The organism is Sphaerotilus hippei, from assembly GCF_003201595.1.
In the GTDB taxonomy this organism is placed as follows: Bacteria; Pseudomonadota; Gammaproteobacteria; order Burkholderiales; family Burkholderiaceae_C; genus Sphaerotilus; species Sphaerotilus hippei.
The window spans coordinates 121,373-140,674 of sequence record NZ_QJJS01000008.1; the positions used below are offsets into that span (position 1 = coordinate 121,373).

General features: G+C 70.2%; 17 protein-coding genes. 6 read left to right on the forward strand and 11 right to left on the reverse strand.

What is annotated here, in order from left to right; all coding sequences use genetic code 11:
• Positions 1 to 45 precede the first annotated feature (45 nt).
• From C7444_RS10500 to C7444_RS10535, 8 genes are all read right to left on the reverse strand, one after another.
• The gene (locus C7444_RS10500) at positions 46 to 705 is read right to left on the reverse strand and encodes a histone (protein WP_110400805.1); all 660 of its coding nucleotides are present in this window, start codon (positions 703 to 705) and stop codon (positions 46 to 48) included.
• Positions 706 to 909: 204 nt separating this feature from the next.
• Positions 910 to 2,034: a ribonucleotide-diphosphate reductase subunit beta gene (locus C7444_RS10505; RefSeq protein WP_110400806.1), complete on the reverse strand. Its 1,125-nt coding sequence runs from the start codon at positions 2,032 to 2,034 to the stop codon at positions 910 to 912.
• 167 nt (positions 2,035 to 2,201) lie between these two features.
• Positions 2,202 to 5,090, reverse strand: a complete 2,889-nt coding sequence (locus tag C7444_RS10510) for a ribonucleoside-diphosphate reductase subunit alpha (protein WP_110400807.1) — start codon at positions 5,088 to 5,090, stop codon at positions 2,202 to 2,204.
• A gap of 345 nt (positions 5,091 to 5,435) precedes the next feature.
• The gene (ampD, locus tag C7444_RS10515) at positions 5,436 to 6,035 is read right to left on the reverse strand and encodes a 1,6-anhydro-N-acetylmuramyl-L-alanine amidase AmpD (RefSeq protein ID WP_110400808.1); all 600 of its coding nucleotides are present in this window, start codon (positions 6,033 to 6,035) and stop codon (positions 5,436 to 5,438) included.
• On the reverse strand, positions 6,032 to 7,564 hold the full coding sequence (locus C7444_RS10520; RefSeq protein ID WP_110400809.1) for a sigma-54-dependent transcriptional regulator: 1,533 nt from the start codon (positions 7,562 to 7,564) through the stop codon (positions 6,032 to 6,034). The genes ampD and C7444_RS10520 overlap by 4 nt, the downstream gene beginning before the upstream one ends.
• A gap of 21 nt (positions 7,565 to 7,585) precedes the next feature.
• The gene (locus C7444_RS10525) at positions 7,586 to 9,310 is read right to left on the reverse strand and encodes an ATP-binding protein (RefSeq protein ID WP_170130704.1); all 1,725 of its coding nucleotides are present in this window, start codon (positions 9,308 to 9,310) and stop codon (positions 7,586 to 7,588) included.
• Between the two features lie 55 nt (positions 9,311 to 9,365).
• Positions 9,366 to 9,632, reverse strand: coding sequence for a PP0621 family protein (locus C7444_RS10530; RefSeq protein WP_110400811.1), 267 nt, complete (start codon positions 9,630 to 9,632; stop codon positions 9,366 to 9,368).
• Positions 9,632 to 10,459 (reverse strand): cytochrome C assembly family protein, encoded by an 828-nt coding sequence (locus C7444_RS10535; RefSeq protein WP_245909506.1) that lies wholly within the window; start codon positions 10,457 to 10,459, stop codon positions 9,632 to 9,634. Before C7444_RS10535 ends, C7444_RS10530 begins: the two co-directional genes overlap by 1 nt.
• Before the next feature lie 76 nt (positions 10,460 to 10,535).
• Here C7444_RS10535 and ffh point away from each other — a divergent pair, with 76 nt between their 5' ends.
• The 4 genes from ffh to C7444_RS10555 all read left to right on the forward strand — a co-directional run bounded on the left by ffh (position 10,536) and on the right by C7444_RS10555 (position 15,209).
• Positions 10,536 to 11,903, forward strand: a complete 1,368-nt coding sequence (gene ffh, locus C7444_RS10540; protein ID WP_110400813.1) for a signal recognition particle protein — start codon at positions 10,536 to 10,538, stop codon at positions 11,901 to 11,903.
• A 101-nt stretch (positions 11,904 to 12,004) separates the two neighbouring features.
• On the forward strand, positions 12,005 to 12,766 hold the full coding sequence (locus C7444_RS10545; protein WP_110400814.1) for a DUF2726 domain-containing protein: 762 nt from the start codon (positions 12,005 to 12,007) through the stop codon (positions 12,764 to 12,766).
• A 303-nt stretch (positions 12,767 to 13,069) separates the two neighbouring features.
• Complete coding sequence (gene hemB / locus C7444_RS10550; protein ID WP_110400815.1) at positions 13,070 to 14,077, forward strand: porphobilinogen synthase; 1,008 nt, start codon at positions 13,070 to 13,072, stop codon at positions 14,075 to 14,077.
• Between the two features lie 40 nt (positions 14,078 to 14,117).
• Entirely contained in the window at positions 14,118 to 15,209 is a 1,092-nt protein-coding gene (locus tag C7444_RS10555) for a magnesium transporter CorA family protein (RefSeq protein WP_110400816.1), read from the forward strand.
• 21 nt (positions 15,210 to 15,230) lie between these two features.
• Here C7444_RS10555 and C7444_RS10560 read toward each other — a convergent pair whose 3' ends face one another.
• From C7444_RS10560 to tsaB, 3 genes are read right to left on the reverse strand one after another with little or no spacing between them, the layout of a single operon-like run.
• Positions 15,231 to 16,124, reverse strand: coding sequence for a uracil-DNA glycosylase (locus C7444_RS10560; protein WP_110400817.1), 894 nt, complete (start codon positions 16,122 to 16,124; stop codon positions 15,231 to 15,233).
• Positions 16,121 to 16,633 carry a ribosomal protein S18-alanine N-acetyltransferase gene (gene rimI / locus C7444_RS10565; RefSeq protein ID WP_170130705.1) on the reverse strand — a complete coding sequence of 171 codons (513 nt, stop codon included), beginning with the start codon at positions 16,631 to 16,633 and terminating at the stop codon, positions 16,121 to 16,123. The genes C7444_RS10560 and rimI overlap by 4 nt, the downstream gene beginning before the upstream one ends.
• Positions 16,630 to 17,346 carry a tRNA (adenosine(37)-N6)-threonylcarbamoyltransferase complex dimerization subunit type 1 TsaB gene (gene tsaB, locus C7444_RS10570; RefSeq protein WP_110400872.1) on the reverse strand — a complete coding sequence of 239 codons (717 nt, stop codon included), beginning with the start codon at positions 17,344 to 17,346 and terminating at the stop codon, positions 16,630 to 16,632. The genes rimI and tsaB overlap by 4 nt, the downstream gene beginning before the upstream one ends.
• Before the next feature lie 132 nt (positions 17,347 to 17,478).
• On the opposite strand from tsaB, the gene dacB reads away from it, so the two are divergent.
• Positions 17,479 to 18,957 (forward strand): D-alanyl-D-alanine carboxypeptidase/D-alanyl-D-alanine endopeptidase, encoded by a 1,479-nt coding sequence (gene dacB, locus C7444_RS10575; protein WP_110400818.1) that lies wholly within the window; start codon positions 17,479 to 17,481, stop codon positions 18,955 to 18,957.
• On the forward strand, positions 18,954 to 19,298 hold the full coding sequence (locus tag C7444_RS10580) for a SemiSWEET transporter (protein WP_110400819.1): 345 nt from the start codon (positions 18,954 to 18,956) through the stop codon (positions 19,296 to 19,298). The genes dacB and C7444_RS10580 overlap by 4 nt, the downstream gene beginning before the upstream one ends.
• The last annotated feature ends 4 nt before the right edge of the window (positions 19,299 to 19,302 follow it).

Sequence of the window (19,302 nt, forward strand, 5' to 3'; positions counted from 1 at the left end):
CGGGCCTTGAACCTGCAAAGTGACGCGGGCCCGCAAGCCCGGGACTCAGGGCTTCTCGCCGGTCGGGAAGGGCCAGGCGGCCTGCGGGCTCAGCGTGGTCTTGGCCGTGGTGCTCGATGCCGCGGTCTTCTTCGCTGCCGCCTTCTTGGCCGGCGCCGTCTTCACCGCGCCCTTGGCGGCGGGCTTGGGCGTGGCGGCCTTCTTGGCCGGGGCCTTCTTCGCTGCGGCCTTGGGTGCTGCGGCCTTGGGTGCTGCGGGTGCGGCGACGGGCTCGGCCTTGACCACGGCCTTCGCGGCCGGCTTGGGTGCGGCAGCCTTCTTCGCGGGGGCCTTCTTGGCCGGCACGACGGCCTTTTCAGCCGCCTTCACGGCCGGCTTCGGCGCCGCGGCGACGGTCTTGGCCACGGCCTTCTTGGCCGGCGCCTTCTTGGCTGCAGCCTTGACCGCCACCGGCTCTTCCTTGGCGACCGCCTTCACCACCGGCTTCGGCGCGGCCTTCTTGGCCACGACCTTCTTGGCCGGCACGACCGGCGCAGCGGCCTTTTCAGCGGCCTTCACGGCCGGCTTGGGCGTGGCGGCCTTCTTCGCCGGGGCCTTCTTGGCCGCAACGACTTCCACCTTCTCGGCGGCCTTCACAGCGGACTTGGGTGCTGCCGCCTTCTTGGCGGGGGCCTTCTTGGCCGCAGCCTTCTTTGCAGTTGCCATCACGGTTCTCCTTGATCAAGTTGACTACACATCCCGGCCCACCGTCGGTCGGGATGCATCACGGTCCGCGAGACTGTCCTGGAGTAACGCTCGGGCACCGTGAACACGGGAAAGGCTGCAACGACTTTCGCCGCTGCAGCCCACATTGCACAGGGGACAACCCCGCTCATCGAACCGACAGGAGACACCGCAGCCATCAGGACCTCAGTCCCAGGACAGCGCCCCACCGGTCTGGTATTCGATGACACGGGTCTCGAAGAAATTGCGCTCCTTCTTCAGGTCGATCATCTCGCTCATCCACGGGAACGGGTTTTCCTCGTTCGGGAACAGCTCGTCGAGTCCGATCTGCGTGGCACGCCGGTTGGCGATGTAGCGCAGGTAGCCCTTGAACATCGCGGCATTCAGGCCCAGCACGCCACGCGGCATGGTGTCCTCGGCGTAACGGTATTCGAGCTCGACCGCTCGTTCGAACAGGCCCTTGATCTCGGCCTTGAACTCGGCCGTCCACAGGTGCGGGTTCTCGAGCTTGATGGCGTTGATCAGGTCGATGCCGAAGTTGCAGTGCATCGACTCGTCACGCAGGATGTACTGGTACTGCTCGGCGGCACCGGTCATCTTGTTCTGGCGGCCCAGCGCCAGGATCTGCGTGAAGCCGACGTAGAAGAACAGGCCTTCCATCAGGCAGGCGAAGACGATCAGCGACTTCAGCAGCGTCTGGTCGTTGGCAGGCGTGCCGGTGTGGAAGTGCGGGTCCATGATCGCCTCGATGAAGGGGATCAGGAACTCGTCCTTGTCACGGATCGACTTCACCTCGTTGTAGGCGTTGAAGATCTCGCTCTCGTCCAGGCCCAGCGACTCGACGATGTACTGGTAGGCGTGGGTGTGGATCGCTTCTTCAAACGCTTGGCGCAGCAGGAACTGGCGGCATTCGGGCGCCGTGATGTGGCGGTAGGTGCCCAGCACGATGTTGTTGGCGGCCAGCGAGTCGGCGGTCGTGAAGAAGCCGAGGTTGCGCTTGATGATGCGGCGCTCGTCGTCGGTCAGGCCGTTGGGATCCTTCCAGAGCGCGATGTCGCGGCTCATGTTGATCTCCTGCGGCATCCAGTGGTTCGAGCAGGTGGCGAGGTACTTTTCCCAGGCCCACTTGTACTTGAACGGCACCAGCTGGTTGACGTCGGTCTGGCCGTTGATGATGCGCTTGTCGGCGGCATTGACCCGGCGCTGAGGAGCCGATCCCGAAGCTGGCGTGGCTGCAGCCGAGGACGGCTTGGCAACAGGGGAGACTGCAGGTTCGGCTTGCAGGGGAAGGTCGTCTTCGAAGCTCAGCATTTTTTTCTCGCGGTCTGTGACCGTTCATCGATCATTATCGTTGTTCGTTGCTCTTTTTCAACGCGAAACAAGGGGGTACGGCACGTTGCCGCACCCCTTTGATCACACATGTTCCATCAGGGGGCAGCCCGTGCCCATGCTGGAACACATGTTCCCGCGGCCGGCCTTCACTGGCAGGCTTCGCAGGTCGGGTCGTCGATGGAGCAGAACTTCACGTCGGTGGCCGGCTCGGCCGCTTCGGCCACCGGGGCAGCCGCCACGTAGGCGGACGCACCCGAGGACACCGCGTTGAGCGCGCCAGCCTTGACGGTGGACTTCTCGGCGTGGGTCGCGCCCATCGTGCGCAGGTAGTAGGTGGTCTTCAGGCCACGCAGCCACGCCAGCTTGTAGGTCTCGTCGAGCTTCTTGCCCGAGGCGCCGGCCATGTAGATGTTCAGGCTCTGGGCCTGGTCGATCCACTTCTGGCGACGTGCGGCGGCCTCGACCAGCCACACCGGCTCGACCTCGAAGGCGGTGGCGTAGAGGCGCTTGAGCTCGTCGGGCACGCGGTCGATGCGGCGCAGCGAACCATCGAAGTGCTTGAGGTCCATGACCATGATGTCGTCCCACAGGCCCAGCGCCTTCAGGTCACGCACGAGGTATTCGTTGATGACGGTGAACTCGCCCGACAGGTTGGACTTGACCGACAGGTTGCCGAAGCAGGGCTCGATCGAGGCGTCCACGCCGATGATGTTGGAGATGGTCGCCGTCGGTGCGATGGCCACGCAGTTGCTGTTGCGCATGCCGTGTTCGGCGATGCGCGCGCGCAGCGCGTCCCAGTCCAGCGTCGCGGTCGTGTCGACCTCGACATGGCCGCCACGGTGCTCGGCCAGCAGGCGCAGCGAGTCCAGCGGCAGGATGCCCTGATCCCACAGCGAGCCGCGGTAGGAGTGGTAGCGGCCCCGCTCGGCGGCCAGGTCGGTCGAGGCCCAGTAGGCGTGGTAGCAGATCGCTTCCATCGAACGGTCGGCGAACTCCACCGCGGCCGGCGAGGCGTAGGGCACGCGCAGCTGGTAGAGCGCGTCCTGGAAGCCCATCAGGCCCAGGCCGACCGGGCGGTGACGCATGTTGGAGTCACGCGCCTTCTTGACGGCGTAGTAGTTGATGTCGATGACGTTGTCGAGCATGCGCATCGCGGTCGACACGGTGCGCTTGAGCTTCGTGGTGTCGAGCACCTTGCTGCCGTCCGGGCCGTCGGTCAGGTGCTGGGCCAGGTTGACCGAGCCCAGGTTGCAGACGGCGATCTCGCTGCTGTTGGTGTTCAGCGTGATCTCGGTGCACAGGTTCGACGAGTGCACCACGCCCACGTGCTGCTGCGGCGAGCGCACGTTGCAGGCGTCCTTGAAGGTGATCCAGGGGTGGCCGGTCTCGAACAGCATCGACAGCATCTTGCGCCACAGGTCGACGGCACGGATGCGCTTGAAGTGCGTGATCTCGCCACGATCGGCCTTGGCCTCGTAGGCGGTGTAGGCCCGCTCGAAGGCCTGGCCGAACAGGTCGTGCAGGTCCGGGCAGTTCGACGGCGAGAACAGCGTCCACTCGCCGCCTTCCATCACGCGGCGCATGAACAGGTCCGGAATCCAGTTCGCGGTGTTCATGTCGTGGGTGCGGCGGCGGTCGTCGCCGGTGTTCTTGCGCAGCTCCAGGAACTCCTCGATGTCCAGGTGCCAGCTCTCCAGGTAGGCGCAGACCGCCCCCTTGCGCTTGCCGCCCTGGTTGACCGCCACGGCCGTGTCGTTGACCACCTTCAGGAAGGGCACGACGCCCTGGCTCTCGCCGTTGGTGCCCTTGATGTGGCTGCCCAGCGCGCGCACCGGCGTCCAGTCGTTGCCCAGGCCGCCGGCGAACTTGCTCAGCAGCGCGTTGTCCTTGATGGCCTCGTAGATGCCGTCGAGGTCGTCGGGCACGGTGGTCAGGTAGCAGCTCGACAGCTGCGAGCGGCGCGTGCCGGCGTTGAACAGCGTGGGCGTGCTCGACATGAAGTCGAAGCTCGACAGCACGTCGTAGAACTCGATCGCACGGGCCTCGCGGTCGATCTCGTTGAGCGCCAGGCCCATGGCCACCCGCATGAAGAAGGCCTGCGGCATCTCGATGCGGGCCTTGCGCACATGCAGGAAATAGCGGTCGTACAGCGTCTGCAGACCCAGGTAGTCGAAGTTCAGGTCCCGCTCGGCCTTCAGCGCCGCACCGAGGCGGGCCAGGTCGTACTGCATCAGCTTGTCGTCGAGCAGCTCGGCGTCCACGCCCTTGCGGATGAACTGCGGGAAGTACTCGGCGTAGCGGGTCGCCATCTCGCCCTGGTTCACCTCCTCGCCGAGCACCTCGCGGCGGATGGTGTGCATCAACAGGCGTGCGGTGACGCGGGTGTAGCTCGGATCCTTCTCGATCAGCGTGCGCGCGGCCAGGATGGCGGCCTTGTAGACCTCGTCGATGGCCACGCCGTCGTACAGGTTGCGGCGGGTCTCGGCCAGCACCGGGGCGGCCTGCACGTCGCTGCCCAGGTCGGCACAGGCCGCCTCGATCAGCGCGGCCAGGCGAGCCTGGTCCAGCGGCACGCGCTGGCCGCGGTCGATCACGGTCAGCGCCGGCTCGGCGACGGCGGGCGCACGGCCCTGGCTGGCCCGCTCCTGGGTGCGGCGCTCGCGGTAGAGCACGTAGGCACGCGCCACGTCATGGTGGCCACCACGCATCAGGCCCAGTTCGGCCTGATCCTGCACGTCCTCGATGTGGAAGCTGCCACCGCTCGGACGTGAGCGCAGCAGGGCCCGCACCACCGCTTCGGTCACGCCGTCCACCGTCTCGCGCACCGAGGCCGAGGCCGCACCCTGGGTGCCGTGCACGGCCAGGAAGGCCTTCATCAGCGCCACGGCGATCTTGTGCGGCTCGAACGCCACCACCGCGCCGTTGCGGCGGATGATCTGGTAGCCGTTGTAGACCGAGGCCGAAGCCGGGCTGGAGATGCTGGCGTCCGAGGGGATGGACGCGGCGGCAACGGGAGCGGAGGTGACTGCTTGCATGGAAGCCCTCTGTCTGATCAGGAAAAGGAAAAGGGTACCCCCCGCACCGTGGTCCGCACGGTGCCGAGGCTCGGGTACATCCGGGGGCCTGGCGTCGTTATCCGACGCCGCGAGGCCAGGGTTGCGGCGCTTCAGGGCCGACCGGGTCCGCCGGCAGCGGCGGCCTGCCGCCGGGGGCAGCCAGGTGCTGCGCGAACCGGCGACCGAAGTCGGTGAGCGATGGGAAGGATGGCACGGGAGGCACTATATCTAGTGTCAGCCGAACCAACAAGCGCTAGCGGTAGTGTCCACAGAACAAATTGGGCGTTGAGGACTTTACCCACAAGTTGCCCACAGCGTTGTGGATCAGGGCTCGGGCCAGACCTTCAGGCCGCTGCCACGGAGGCGCCGGGCCAGTCGGCGCCAGTCGAAGCCGGGGCCGGGATCACGCTTGCGCCCGGGGGCCACGTGCTCGTGGCCGACCACCTCGCGCAGCGTGGTCCAGCGCTGCGCGAGCTGCGGCAGCAGCCGCGCCAGCACCCGGTACTGGGATGCGCTGAAACACCGGCCCTCGAGCCCCTCGAGCTCGAGGCCGACGCTGTAGTCGTTGCAGTTGTCGCGCCCGCGCCAGGACGAACGGCCGGCGTGCCAGGCGCGGCGCTCGACCCCGACGTACTGCTGCACCGTGCCGCCGCGGCGGATCACGAAATGCGCCGACACCTCCAGTCCCTCGAGCGCCGCGAACGACGGGTGGGCACGCGGGTCGAGCCGGTTGGTGAACAGGCGCTCCACCGCCTCGCCGCCGTAGCGGCCGGGCGGCAGGCTGATCGAATGCAGCACGACCAGCGTGGGCACGGCCCCGGCCGGCCGGGGGCCATGGTTCGGGCTTGGCACGGCGACGGCCGGACGCCACCAGTCCTGCTGCCACGGCGTGCGCGGCACCCGCCGGCGACGGGCGCACTTCATGCGCCCAGGCCCGTGCCGGCCTCGTCGGCCGAAGGGCCCTCGCCCGCCACGTGGATGCCCAGCCGGGCCATGCGGTAGCGCATCTGCCTCAGCGTCAGCCCGAGGCTGAGTCCGGCCGCGGTGCGGTTGTTGCGCTGCAGTTCCAGCGCACGCACCAGCACCTCGCGCTCGATGCCGTCGAGGTAAGCCATCAGGTCGGCCGGCACCGCATCGACCGCCGGCACCGGTCCGGGCGCCTCGACCGGCGGCGGCAGCCCGACCGGTACGGCGCCCATCGAATCGAGGGCCAGCGGGATCGCCGCGGACGGATCACCCTCGTCGAGGCCCAGGTCCTCGACCTCGATCACCGGCGAGCTGGCCAGCGCGACCGCGCGGTACAGCAGGTTCTCCAGCTCGCGCACATTGCCCGGGAAGGGGTGGCGCCCGAGCCGCTCCAGCGCGGCGGCGGACAGCTGCACCTCGCCGGCCCGCAGGCCGCCTTCGATGCAGATGCGCTCGAGCACCCGGGCGCACAGCAGCGGCAGGTCGTCCATGCGCTCGCGCAGCGCCGGCACCCGGATCTGGATGACGTTCAGGCGGTAGAACAGGTCCTGGCGGAAACGCCCGGCCTGCACCTCCAGCGACAGGTCCTTGTGGGTCGCGCTGACGATGCGCACGTCCAGCGGCACCTCGCTGACCGCACCGACCGGGCGCACCGCCCGCTCCTGGATGACCCGCAGCAGCTTGGACTGCATCAGCAGCGGCAGGTCACCGATCTCGTCGAGGAAGAGCGTGCCGCCCCGCGCGGCCTGAAAAAAACCGTCCCGATCCTCGTTGGCGCCGGTGAAGGCGCCCTTGCGGTAGCCGAAGAACTCGGCCTCCAGCAGCTGCTCGGGGATGGCGCCGCAGTTGACCGCGATGAAGGGCTGGGCCGCACGGGCGCTGCACTGGTGGATCGACCGGGCGACCAGCTCCTTGCCGGTGCCCGACTCACCCTGCACCAGCACCGGGGCCATGCTGCGGGCGACCTTGTCGACCAGCAGCCGCACGGCGGCCACCGGATGCGAGGCCCCGACCATGCTGGCCAGCGCATTGCCCGCGACCTCCGACGACGGCGCGGCCGACCGTGGCGCGCGGTTCGCGGCAGGCGCAGCCACAGCCGACGGCGAGGCCTCGCCCCGGCCCAGCGCGGCCGCCACCACGGCGCGGAAACGCTTCAGGTCGACCGGCTTGGTGAGGTAGTCGTAGGCGCCGGACTTGAGCGCCTGCACCGCGTTCTCGGCCGAGCCGTAGGCGGTGATGACGATGGTGCGTTCCGGCCGGCCGGCCTGCTCGAGCCGGCGCAGCAGCTCCAGCCCGGTGCCGTCGGGCAGGCGCATGTCGGTGATCACGGCATGGAAGCCGGACTCGGCCAGCTGCGCCCAGGCGTCCTCGACGGTGCCGGCGGACTCGACCTCGTAGCCCTCGCGCAGCAGGGTCAGCTCGTAGAGCGTGCGCAGGTCCGGTTCGTCATCGACGACCAGCAGACGGAAATTCGAGGGGGTGCTCATGGATCGACAGGCGCAGGCCCGTCAGGCAGGAGAGGACACACGAGACAGCGTGATCACGAACACATTGCGGTGCCGGGCACCGGGACCACGCGGCTGGAATTCGATGCCGGCGCCGTAACGCTCGCACAACTCCCGGCAAATGTACAAGCCCAGGCCGCTGCCCCGGCTGCGGGTCGAGAAGAAGGGCTCGAAGAGGTAGGGCTCCACGTCGGGCGCGATCGGCTGGCCGTCGCTGGCCACCGACAGCAGCACCGCCGCACGGCCCCGCGGCGCCAGCCGGACCCACACCGCATGCGACTGCCCGCTGCAGTGGCGCCAGGCGTTGTCCAGCAGGTTGACCAGCACCCGGCGCAGGTGATCGGGGTCGAAGCGTGAGCACAGCGTTTCCTGCCCGAGGTCCAGATGGAGCGGCCCGGACTCGCCCGTGGCACAGCCGTTGGTGCCGGCCCAGTCGGCGCCGATCTGCGCGATGGCCTGGCGCAGATCGATCAGCGGAGCCTCCCGGGACACCCCGGGCGCCACCTCCAGCACGTCGTCGACGATGCGCTGCAGCCGCTCGACGTTGTCGGCCACCATGCGGGCCAGGCGCTGCTGCAGCGGCGCCTGCAGCTCTTCCTCGAGCAGCGCATTGGCCTGCGCGATGGCCGCCAGCGGGTTGCGGATCTCGTGGGCGATGCCCGCCGACACCCGCCCCATCGCGGCCAGCTGCTCCTGGCGGGCCCGGGCACGCCAGGTGCGCACGTCCTCGACGAACATCAGGCACAGCTCATCGCTGGCGTCCACGCCCTGCCAGCGGGTGAAGCGCAGGCGCAGGCGCAGGTGGCGCCTCTGCACGTGGCCCTGGCTGCTCAGCTCCAGCGCCAGCTGCTCGCCACCCTCGTGGCAGACCCCCGTCGCGTAGGCGGCCTGCAGCACCTGGTAGAGGGGCAGCCACTGCGCCTGGCTCTGCAGGCCGAAGGTCGCGAAGCCGGCCAGCGGCGGCAGGCCGATGAGCGCCAGCGCCGCCGGGTTGGCGGCCCGCACCGTGCCGCTGCGGTCGACCACCATCACGCCGTCCTGCATCTCCTCGATCATCAGCCGGTTCAGCAGCGCCTGCTGGCGTGCCAGCTCCAGCGAGGCCTGCGTGGTGCGCTCCTGCCGAGCCAGGCGCTCGGCCAGCCCGCCGGTGAGCACGGCCACCGCCAGCACCCCGGCGCCGACCAGGCCGGCCTGCGTCAGCTGCAGCGCCGCGTCCGCACCGGTCAGCGACAGCCACCAGGCGTGGCCCAACAGCACCAGCACCACGCCGGAGGCCACCGCCAGCGCGAGGCGACGGCGCATCAGCACCGCCGCCATCAGCACCGGCAGGATGAACAGCGCCATCGCATTGGCCTGCTGGCCCGACAGCGCCAGCAGCCAGGTGAAGGCCAGCAGATCCACCCCCAGCGTGGCCCCCCAGGCCGCGGGGCGCAGCGCCCCGCGCCGGCCGATCGGACCCGGCGGCAGCGGCGGTCGCCCGGACACCGGCCCCTCGACGAACGACGCCGGAGAACGCCACAGCGGCACCGGCAGCGCGAGCAGCGCGTAGACCGCACACACCAGCAGCACGCTCAGCGGCGGCGGCGCGGCGGCGTACAGGGTGAGCAGCGACTGCACCCCCAGCAGCAGCACGCCGAGCAGCGCGCGGGCGATCGCGAAGGCGCGGAACGTGCGGGCCAGCGACGGCAGCACCGGCAGGGTGTCGGCCGGGCCACCCGATTCGGGCACCTCGGCCGGATTCGGCGGGGCCGGTGCGGGGATCACGACGGGGATGGCGGCCGCCTCAGGAGCGGCGCGGGCGGGCCGCGTCGAGGTGAGCGGTGCTGCAGTAGGCCCGATCACCGTCGAGCACGGCCTCGTCCTCGGGCAGGTGCACCCCGCAGTGCACGCAGCTGACCATGCGCTGCTGCGGCAGGCGGGCCGACGGATCAGCCGGCCGGGGCTCGGCCGGGGGCGACACCGGGCGGGGATCGGCCGTGCGCCGGCGCCAGCTGCGCAGCAGCCAGAGCACCCCCACCACCACGCCGAAGGCCCAGAGCACCTTGATCATCACAGACCCGCCAGCGCCGGAGCGCGATGAAGCAGCACCTCGAACACGAAGCGCGAACCGACATAGGCCAGCAGCAGCAGGCCGGTGCCGATGTAGAGCCAGCGCGTGGCCCGCCGCCCCCGCCAGCCGAACGCCCGGCGCCCGGCCAGCAAGCCGGCGAAGACCGCCCAGCCCAGCACCGAGAACACCGTCTTGTGGTCCCAGTGCCAGACGGGCGTGAACCACACCCCCAGCAGCAGGGCCAGCGACAGCACCGCGAACCCGGCCAGCACGAAGCGGTAGGTCAGCTTCTCCAGGGTCAGCAGCGGCAGCACCGGCATCTGGCCCGGCTGGCGGCCGGCCTTGCGCATGGCGCGTTCGGCCCGGTCGAGCCAGGTGGCGTGCAGCACCGCCGCACCGAACAGCCCGTAGGAGGCCAGGCCCAGCACCCAGTGCAGCGGCGCCCACGGCGAGGCCGGATGCACGCCCGGCTCGCCCGGGAACACCAGCGCCAGCAGCACCGTCACGCTGCCCAGCAGCGCCAGCCCGCGCCGCACCCGGGGCAGCGGCATGAAACGGCTCTCGATCACGTAGCCCCCCAGCACCAGCCAGACGGCGATCGACAGCGCCGGCGCGAAGCCGAAACGGGCGCCGTCGCCGGGCAGGCCCCAGCCCAGCACCTGGGCCGTCAGGGCCAGGGCATGCGCGCCCCAGCCGGTCACCAGGGCCCGCCTCAGCCAGCGGGTCTCGCCACGCCAGGAAGCCAGCAGATAGGCCGCCAGCGCCATCAGCGCAGGCAGGACGGAAGAGGGTGTCAGGCCCACAGGCAGGGCGGTCGATAAAATCACGTCGAACAGTGTACTTTCGGGCGCCCGCCGTCGGGCGGCGCTTCCGCTTCGCGATCCAACCTACACGGGGCCACCCATGGCATCTGCCCTCTCCGAACGCCTGTCACGCCTGGTCAAGACCATGCGTGGCCAGGCCCGCATCACCGAAGCGAACGTCCAGGACATGCTGCGCGAAGTGCGCATGGCCCTGCTGGAGGCCGACGTGGCGCTGCCCGTCGTGCGCGACTTCATCGCCCGGGTCAAGGAGCGGGCACTGGGCACCGAGGTGGTCGGCTCGCTGTCGCCCGGCCAGGCGCTGGTGGGCATCGTGCAGAAGGAGCTCGCCGCCACCATGGGCGAAGGCGTGGCCGACATCAACCTGGCGACCCAGCCCCCGGCCATCATCCTGATGGCCGGCCTGCAGGGCGCCGGCAAGACCACGACCACCGCCAAGCTGGCCAAGCACCTGATCGAGAAGCGCAAGAAGAAGGTGCTGACCGTCTCGGCCGACGTCTACCGCCCCGCCGCCATCGAGCAGCTCAGGACCGTGACGAAGCAGGCCGGCGCCGAGTGGTTCCCGTCGACCGGTGACCAGAAGCCGCGCGACATCGCGCTGGCCGCGCTCGACTACGCGAAGAAGCACTTCTTCGACGTGCTGCTGGTCGACACCGCCGGCCGCCTGGCGATCGACGAGGCACTGATGGCCGAGATCAGCGACCTGCACGCCACGCTCGACCCGATCGAGACGCTGTTCGTCGTCGACGCGATGCAGGGCCAGGACGCCATCAACACCGCCAAGGCCTTCAAGGAAGCGCTGCCGCTGACCGGCATCGTGCTGACCAAGCTCGACGGCGATTCGCGCGGCGGTGCGGCGCTGTCGGTGCGGCAGATCACCGGCGCGCCGATCAAGTTCGCCGGCGTGTCCGAGAAGATCGACGGGCTGGAGGTCTTCGACGCCGACCGCCACGCCGGCCGGGTGCTGGGCATGGGCGACATCCTCGCGCTGGTCGAGGAGGTGCAGAAGGGGGTCGACCTCCAGGCCGCGCAGAAACTGGCCGACAAGGTCAAGAGCGGCGAAGGCTTCGACCTGAACGACTTCCTGGCCCAGATCAGCCAGATGAAGAAGATGGGCGGGCTGTCGGGCCTGATCGACAAGCTGCCGGCCGAATTCGCCGCCAAGGCCGGCCAGGCCGACATGGGCAAGGCCGAGAAGGACGTGCGCCGCATGGAAGGCATCATCCATTCGATGACGCCGCTGGAGCGCCGCAAGCCCGAGCTGATCAAGGCCAGCCGCAAGCGCCGCATCGCCGCCGGGGCCGGGGTCCATGTCCAGGAGGTCAACCGCATGCTCAACCAGTTCGAGCAGATGCAGGGCATGATGAAGAAGATGAAGGGCGGCGGCCTGATGAAGATGATGAAACGCTTCGGCGGCGGTCGCAAGGGCCTGCCCGGCATGGGCCTCTGACCCCCGCGGACGGCGTGGACCCATCGGTTCCACTTTGGTGTTACAGGATTTCAACCATCAGCGGGCTTGACGTTTAACACAAGCGCCATTAATTTGGCGTGATGGATTTCTCATTTCTCGATCTCACGGACAGCGGCCTGCTCCTGGCACTGGGGGTGGCCGGCGCGCTTCTGGTGTGGATCGCCAGGACTTTTTTCACCTCGGGCCATGCCCCCGGTCGTCCCCGGGCGCTGGACGCCGTGGACACGGTGGGCGGCTGGCCGCCGGAGTCCACCCGGGTGCTCACGCCCGGTCATCTGCGGGCGCTGCACATCGTCAACCGCGCCCTGCCCGACCGGCTGGTGCTCGCGCAGGTGCCGATCTCGCACTTCGTCAAGGTGCCGACCCGGCACTCCTATGCCGAGTGGATGCGGCGGGTCGGCCACATCTGCATCGACCTGATGATCTGCGACAGCGCCAGCAACGTGCTGGCCGTGATCGAGGTGCGCACCGGGGATCGCCCTGAGACCGAACGCGCCCGCAAGCGGGGCAAGCGCATCGAGCGGGTGCTGAACCGGGCGGGCGTGCCGCTGCACATCTGGAACGAGGCCATGCTGCCGGATGTGAGCAGCGTGCGCCGCTCGTTCGCCCCCGAACCGGCCGCCTCGCTCCAGGAACCCGGACCCGACACCCGGCCGCTGGAGCGGCCGGAGCGCCACGACCAGAGGGATCCGCCACGGACCTCGTGGTTCGACGACCTGAACGCGACCCGGCCGAATGCGCTGGACCGGGTCGAGGTGGTCCACGGCGAGACGCCACCATCGGTCGATGGCCGCGCGGCGGCAGGCCCGCGCCTGGGCGCCGTCCGACCGGGCAAGGCATGAGGGGTGTGGCCCGCGCTGGGGCAAAAAAAGAGCCCCAGCCAGGGCGGCTGGGGCTGCAAAGCCTTAACGCTGTCAACACGGTAAGGCACCTGCTCAGGGAGGAAAAGCAGGGAACGCACGTCAAAAGACGTATCATTCACCGACAAGTTTAGCAGCAGCCGACACCACTGCCGCGTTCGTGGTCTCCCCAACGTGAAAACGTTGTGAAACGCGTATGCAATGAGCTCTTTGCATGCAATCCCCGGTGTCCTCCGGCCAGGGTGCCCAGCGCGCCGCACGGATGCGCCCTCCTCACTCCCCGTCATGACAGCTTCCGCCCGTTTCCCGGCTGCCCGCCCGCGCCGCCTGCGCAGAGATGCCCAGACCCGGGCGCTGGTGGCCGAACACCGCCTGCATCCCAGCGACCTGATCTACCCCGTCTTCGTGCTCGAGGGTCAGGGGCTGGTCCAACCGGTCGCCTCGATGCCCGGCGTCGAGCGCCGCAGCCTCGACCAGCTGCTGCCGGTGGCCGAGCAGTGCGTGGACCTGGGCATCCCGGTGATGGCGCTGTTCCCGGTGCTGGACGGCGCCGGCAAGACCCCCGATGGCCGCGAGGCCTGCAACCCCGACGGTTTCCTGCCGAGTGTGGTGCGTGAGCTGAAGCGGCGCTTCCCGGAGCTCGCCATCATGACCGACGTGGCACTCGACCCCTACACGTCGCACGGCCAGGACGGACTGATCGACGACAGCGGTTACGTGCTCAACGACGAGACCACGGCCGTGCTGAGGCAGCAGGCCCGGGTGCAGGCCGAAGCCGGCGCCGACATCGTCGCGCCGAGCGACATGATGGACGGGCGCATCGGCGCGATCCGCGACGAGCTCGAGGCGCACGGTCTGATCCACACCCGCATCATGGCCTACAGCGCCAAGTACGCCAGCGCCTTCTACGGCCCGTTCCGCGACGCGGTCGGCTCGGCCGGCAACCTGGGCAAGAGCGACAAGAAGGCCTACCAGATGGACCCGGCCAACACCGACGAAGCGCTGCGCGAGGTCGCGCTGGACCTCGCCGAAGGGGCCGACATGGTCATGGTCAAGCCTGGCATGCCGTACCTGGACGTGGTGCGCCGCGTCAAGGACGAGTTCCGCGTGCCGACTTTCGCCTACCAGGTCAGCGGCGAGTACGCGATGCTGAAAGCCGCAGCCCTCAACGGCTGGCTGGACCACGATGCGGTGATGATGGAGTCGCTGCTGGCCTTCAAGCGGGCCGGTGCCGACGGTGTGCTGACCTACTTCGCCCTGGACGCCGCCCGCGTCCTGCGCGCGAGTCGCTGACCCCCGCCCGGCCAGCCGGCCGGGCCGTCCCTGGCATCGCATGCGCGTCTTCCTGATCAGCGACAGCTTCACCGAGTTGCCGGGCCTGCCCGCGCAGCTGCCCGAGACCGGCCACCTGTGGATCACCAGCGGCCGGCGCGAGTTCGAGGTCAACCAGGCGGACCTGCAGAACCAGCTGCAGGCCTGGACCGGCTCGATGCTGATCGACCTGCACGTCTCGGACCTGCTGAACCACCAGCTGCCCTCGCACTTCGACTACACCTCGGTCTACGACCTGCTGGTGTTCCGGCGGCTGGCCGCCGGTGCCGGCAGCTCCGCCCTCTTCCTCGACGAGGACCGCGGCACCGCCCGCTCGGCGCTGGAAGCGCTGCGCACCATCGACACCAGTCCGGTCGGTTTTGCGGTGTTCGATCGCTGCCTGCTGACCGTGCACCCGGCCGACTGCCAGATCCGCGACTTCTTCGTCGAACGCCTGCGCCAGATGCAGGTCGCCAGCGCCAGCGGCGTCTCCCGGCTGCCGCCGAACCCGGCCGACCTGATGCTGCGCATCGTCAACCACATGGTCGACAGCTACCTGGACCTGCGCCGGCTGCTGACCCGGCAGCTGGGCACGCTGCAGCAGGAGCTGTTCGGCAAGCGACCGCAGCCGATCAACTGGCGGGCGCTGCTGGAGTCGCGCAATACGCTGCACCAGCTCGAGGACATCTGCGAAGACCAGCGCAGCGCGATCCAGGAATGGATGGACGCGCTGGCCGAATGGCCGGCCGCCGCCGATCCAGCGGCCAAGACCGAGCAGGAGCTGCTGCGGGTGCGCTCGCGTGACGTGCTCGAGCACATCGAGCGGGTGCTGACCCATGTGCGGCGGCTGGAGTCCTCGGTCGAGAGCGCCGTGCAGATGCACTTTTCCGACATGGGCCAGCGCACCAACGAGATCATGCGCACGCTGACGGTGCTGACCGCCATCTTCCTGCCGCTGAACCTGATCACCGGCATCTTCGGCATGAACTTCGAGTCCATGCCGCTGCTGAAGGACTCGCACGGCTTCTGGATCTCGATCGTGCTGATGGCCTCGGTGGTGGTCGGCCTGGTCAGCGTCTTCTGGCGCCGCCGCTACATCGGCCACGACCGCTGAACGCGGCGCGGCCGCAGGCCGTCAGCCGGCCGCCATGGCCTGCCGGTAGACCTCGCCCGCCAGGCAGAGGTCTTCCCAGGAGCGGGCCTTGTCGAGCGGATTGCGCAGCAGGTAGGCCGGGTGGTAGGTGACCACCAGCGGCACGCCGTGGTATTCGTGCATCCGACCCCGCAGGCGGCCGATCGGCTCGGTGCTGCCCAGCAGCGACTGCACCGCGAAGCGGCCCATCGCCAGGATCAGCTTCGGGCGGACCAGCTCGACCTGGCGCATCAGGAAGGGCTCGCAGCGCAGCACCTCCTCGGGGCCCGGGTTGCGGTTGCCGGGCGGGCGGCACTTCAGCACGTTGGCGATGCAGACCTGCTGCTCGGGTGACGCCTCGCCACGGCCGAGTCCGACCGCACGCAGCATGTTGTCGAGCAGCTGCCCGGCCTTGCCGACAAAAGGCTCGCCCCGCAGGTCTTCCTGCTCGCCCGGGGCTTCGCCCACCAGCATCCAGTGCGCTTGCGGATGACCGGCACCGAAGACGGTCTGGCGGCGGCTCTCGCACAGCGGGCAGGCCCGGCAGCCGGACACGGCCTCGCGCAGGGCATCCCAGGACATCGAGGCGATCTCGGCCGCCTGCGGATGGGGCGTCAGCCCTGCCGGGGCCGCCGCCCGGCGCGCCGGCAGCAGGGGAACGGCACGCCCGGCCGGAGCCGGTTCAGGCGCCGACACCGGCTCGACCGCAGCAGCGGCCATGGCCGGTGGAGCTGACTCGACGCGGGCCGTGACTGGCGCGGGCGGCGACACCGGCGCTGCCACCGGAGCCATCGGCACAGCGGCCACGACGGTCTCGGCCGGCACGCCACCCGCACCGGGCCACAGCGGCACGCCGATCTCGCGCAGCAGCGCGTGCTGACGCCGGGTCCAGCTCATGGTGCGACCGCTCCCGGGGCCGGCACGGGACAGCGCAGCACCAGCGCGTCCTCGCGTCCCCCGCCATGGTCGGGGTAATAGGCCTTGCGGCGCCCGACCTCCTCGAAACCGAAGCGCCGGTACAGGCGCAGCGCCCGCTCGTTGCTCGGCCGCACCTCGAGCCACAGGGCCTCGGCACGGGTGCGGATCGCCTCCTGCTCGAGGGCCCGCAGCAGCATCAGGCCGTGGCCGCGGCCCTGCAGGGCGGGCGCCACGCTCAGGTTCAGCAGGTGCCACTCGTCGACACCGGCCATCGAGACGTGATAGCCCAGCAGCTGCCCCTCCGGCGCCCACAGGCACTGGGCCAGGTAGCCCGAAGCCAGTGCATCGACGAAGTTGCCGCGGCTCCACGGGAAGGGGTAGGCCTGCAGCTCGAGCGTCATGACCTGGTCAAGCGAGCGCACCTCCATCGGCAGCAGCGACGGCGTCGGCTCCACCGCGGCCAGGGCCGCCAGCGGCGCGCGGTTCATGGTGCGCCCTCGATCGTGGCCTGGCGCAGGGCCAGCCGCTCGGCGGTGGTCTGGGCGACCTTGTCGCGCACGTACAGCGGCAGCGCCAGCGCCGGGTCGACCGCCGCGCCCGCGGCAAAGGCCTGGCGCACCGCGATGGCCAGGGCCGCACCGTCGGGCTGCGCGCCGGTCCAGGCCGGCGGCGCTCCGGGCAGCAGCAGTTCGGGGTGCACCAGGCCGGCATTGCCGGCCAGCGGGGCCGGATCATGGCGCATGGCCTCGCACAGCGCCGCCGGCGACCACAGCGCCACCGGCACCGGCTGCAGCCAGCGGCCATCGGGCTGGCGGACGCAGCGGGCGGCGTAGATCTCGCCCATCCGGGCATCGAGCGCGGCCCACAGCGCGTGCGGGGCGCCCTGCGCCACGGCGGACTCGGCCACCAGGGCCAGCGTGTCCAGCGGGATCACCGGCAGGCCGGCGCCCAGCGCCAGTCCCTGGGTGATGGAGCAGGCCGTGCGCAGGCCGGTGAACGCACCGGGACCACGGCCGAAGCCGATCGCGTCGAGCCCGCGCACCGTCAGGCCGGCCTGGGCCAGCAGCGCCTGCACCGCCGGCAGCAGCAGGGCCGAGGACTGCGCCCCACCGGCCACAGCCTGGGTGAGGACCTGATCGCCCTGCACCAGCGCCAGGTGGATGGTGGACGTGGAAGCGTCGAGGGCCAGGAGTCGGGGCATGGACAGCAAGAGGAAAGTTCGGCGCGCCACAGGCATTCCGGGGCCCGCAGTGTAGCGGGAGCCCCCCGGGAATGCAGGAATGCTCACCAGCGGCCCGGCAACCTTCAAGACAGCTCCGTATGATGGAGCCCCATGAAATCCCTGATGCGCTCGGTCGGCCTGCTGTGGTGGGGCGCTCTGACCCTGCTGCCTGCAGGGACGAGCGCCCAGGCCGTGCCGACCGCCCCGGTCGAGACCACGCTGCCCGCCGCCATCACCCGGGTGCTGGCCGCCCAGCGCATTGACCCCCGGGCGCTGAGCCTGTGGGTCGGCCGCACGAACCGCACCGAACCGCTGCTGGCCTGGCGCGCCGACACGCCCGTGCTGTCGGCCTCGCTGATGAAGCTGCTGACCTCGGCCGCCGCGCTGGAGCGGCTCGGGCCGACCTGGCAATGGACGACCACGCTGGTGCTGGAGCGGCTGCCGATGGCCGGCGTGCTCGACGGCTCGGTCTACGTCGTCGGCGGCGGCGACCCCCGCCTGACGCCCGAACGGCTGATGCTGGTGCTGCAGCAACTGCGCCAGCAGATGGGCGTGCAGCAGATCCGCGGGGACATCGTGCTCGACCGCAGCGCCTTCCGGGTCGAGGCCCGCCACCCGGGCGACTTCGACGGCGAGCCCGGCAAGCCCTACAACGTGCAGCCCGATGCGCTGCTGATCAACCAGAACAGCCTGATGCTGACCTTCACGCCGGTGCCGGCGCTGGGGGTCGCGCGCGTCAGCATGGTGCCGGGCCTGAGCGGGGTCGAGCTGCCGGCGACCGTGCCGCTGGCCTCGGGCCCCTGCGGCGACTGGCGCGGCACGCTGGCCGCCGACCTCGGCCGCGCCGACCGGCTGAGCTTCGCCGGCCGTTTCCCGGCCGAATGTGGCGAGAAGGCCTGGCCGGTGGCCCATGCCGACCCGGCGACCTATGCCGCCCGTGCGATCGGGTCGATGTGGCAGCTGCTCGGCGGCCAGCTGCAGGGCCGGGTGCGCGACGGCAACCTGCCCGCCGAGGTCGAGGCCCGCGCCGGCAAGGACCCCGCCCTGTACAGCGCCCTGCCCTCGCCACCGCTGGCCGAGGTGCTGCGCGACATGAACAAGCACAGCAACAACACGATCGCCCGGCACGTGATGCTGGCGCTGGCACCGCAGCGGCCGGCCACGGTCGAGGCCGGCCGCGAGGTCGCGCGCGACGTGGCGGTCCGCCAGGCCGGCTGCGCGGCCGACGAGGTCGTGGTGGACAACGGATCGGGCCTGTCGCGCCAGGAGCGGCTGAGCGCCAGCTGCCTGGGCCGGCTGCTGCAGTGGGCCTGGCAGCGGCCGTGGATGCCCGAGCTGATCGGCTCGCTGCCGATCGCCGGGGTGGAGACCACCGCACGGCGACTGACCGGCGCCACGGCCCAGGCGCACCTGAAGACCGGTTCGCTCCAGAACGTGTCCGGCATCGCCGGCTACATCGACCAGCCCGACGGCACCCGCACGATGCTGGTGGCCATCCTCAACGACCACGGCAGCAGCAGCACCGACACCCGCGCGGTGCTCGACGGCGTGCTGCGGTGGTCAGCCTCCCTCAGAACGGATACCCCATGAACGTGGACACCCTCCAGGACCTCGCGGACGGCCGCGCCGTCGACACCATCGGCACGGTGGCCGCCGTGCTCACGACGATGTCCTTCGTGCCGCAGGCCTGGCTGACGCTGCGCACCCGCGACGTCAGCGGCATCTCGCTGTCGATGTACAGCGCCTTCACCGTCGGCGTGGCGCTGTGGCTGATCTACGGCTGCCTGCTGGGCGCCTGGCCGGTCATCATCGCCAACCTGCTGACGCTGACGCTGGCGGCCAGCATCCTGGGCATGAAGCTGTGGTTCGGCCGCACGGCCCTGCCGGCCCTGGCCCGCAGCGGCCCGATGTGCCCGGGTGACCGGGCCTGAGCCC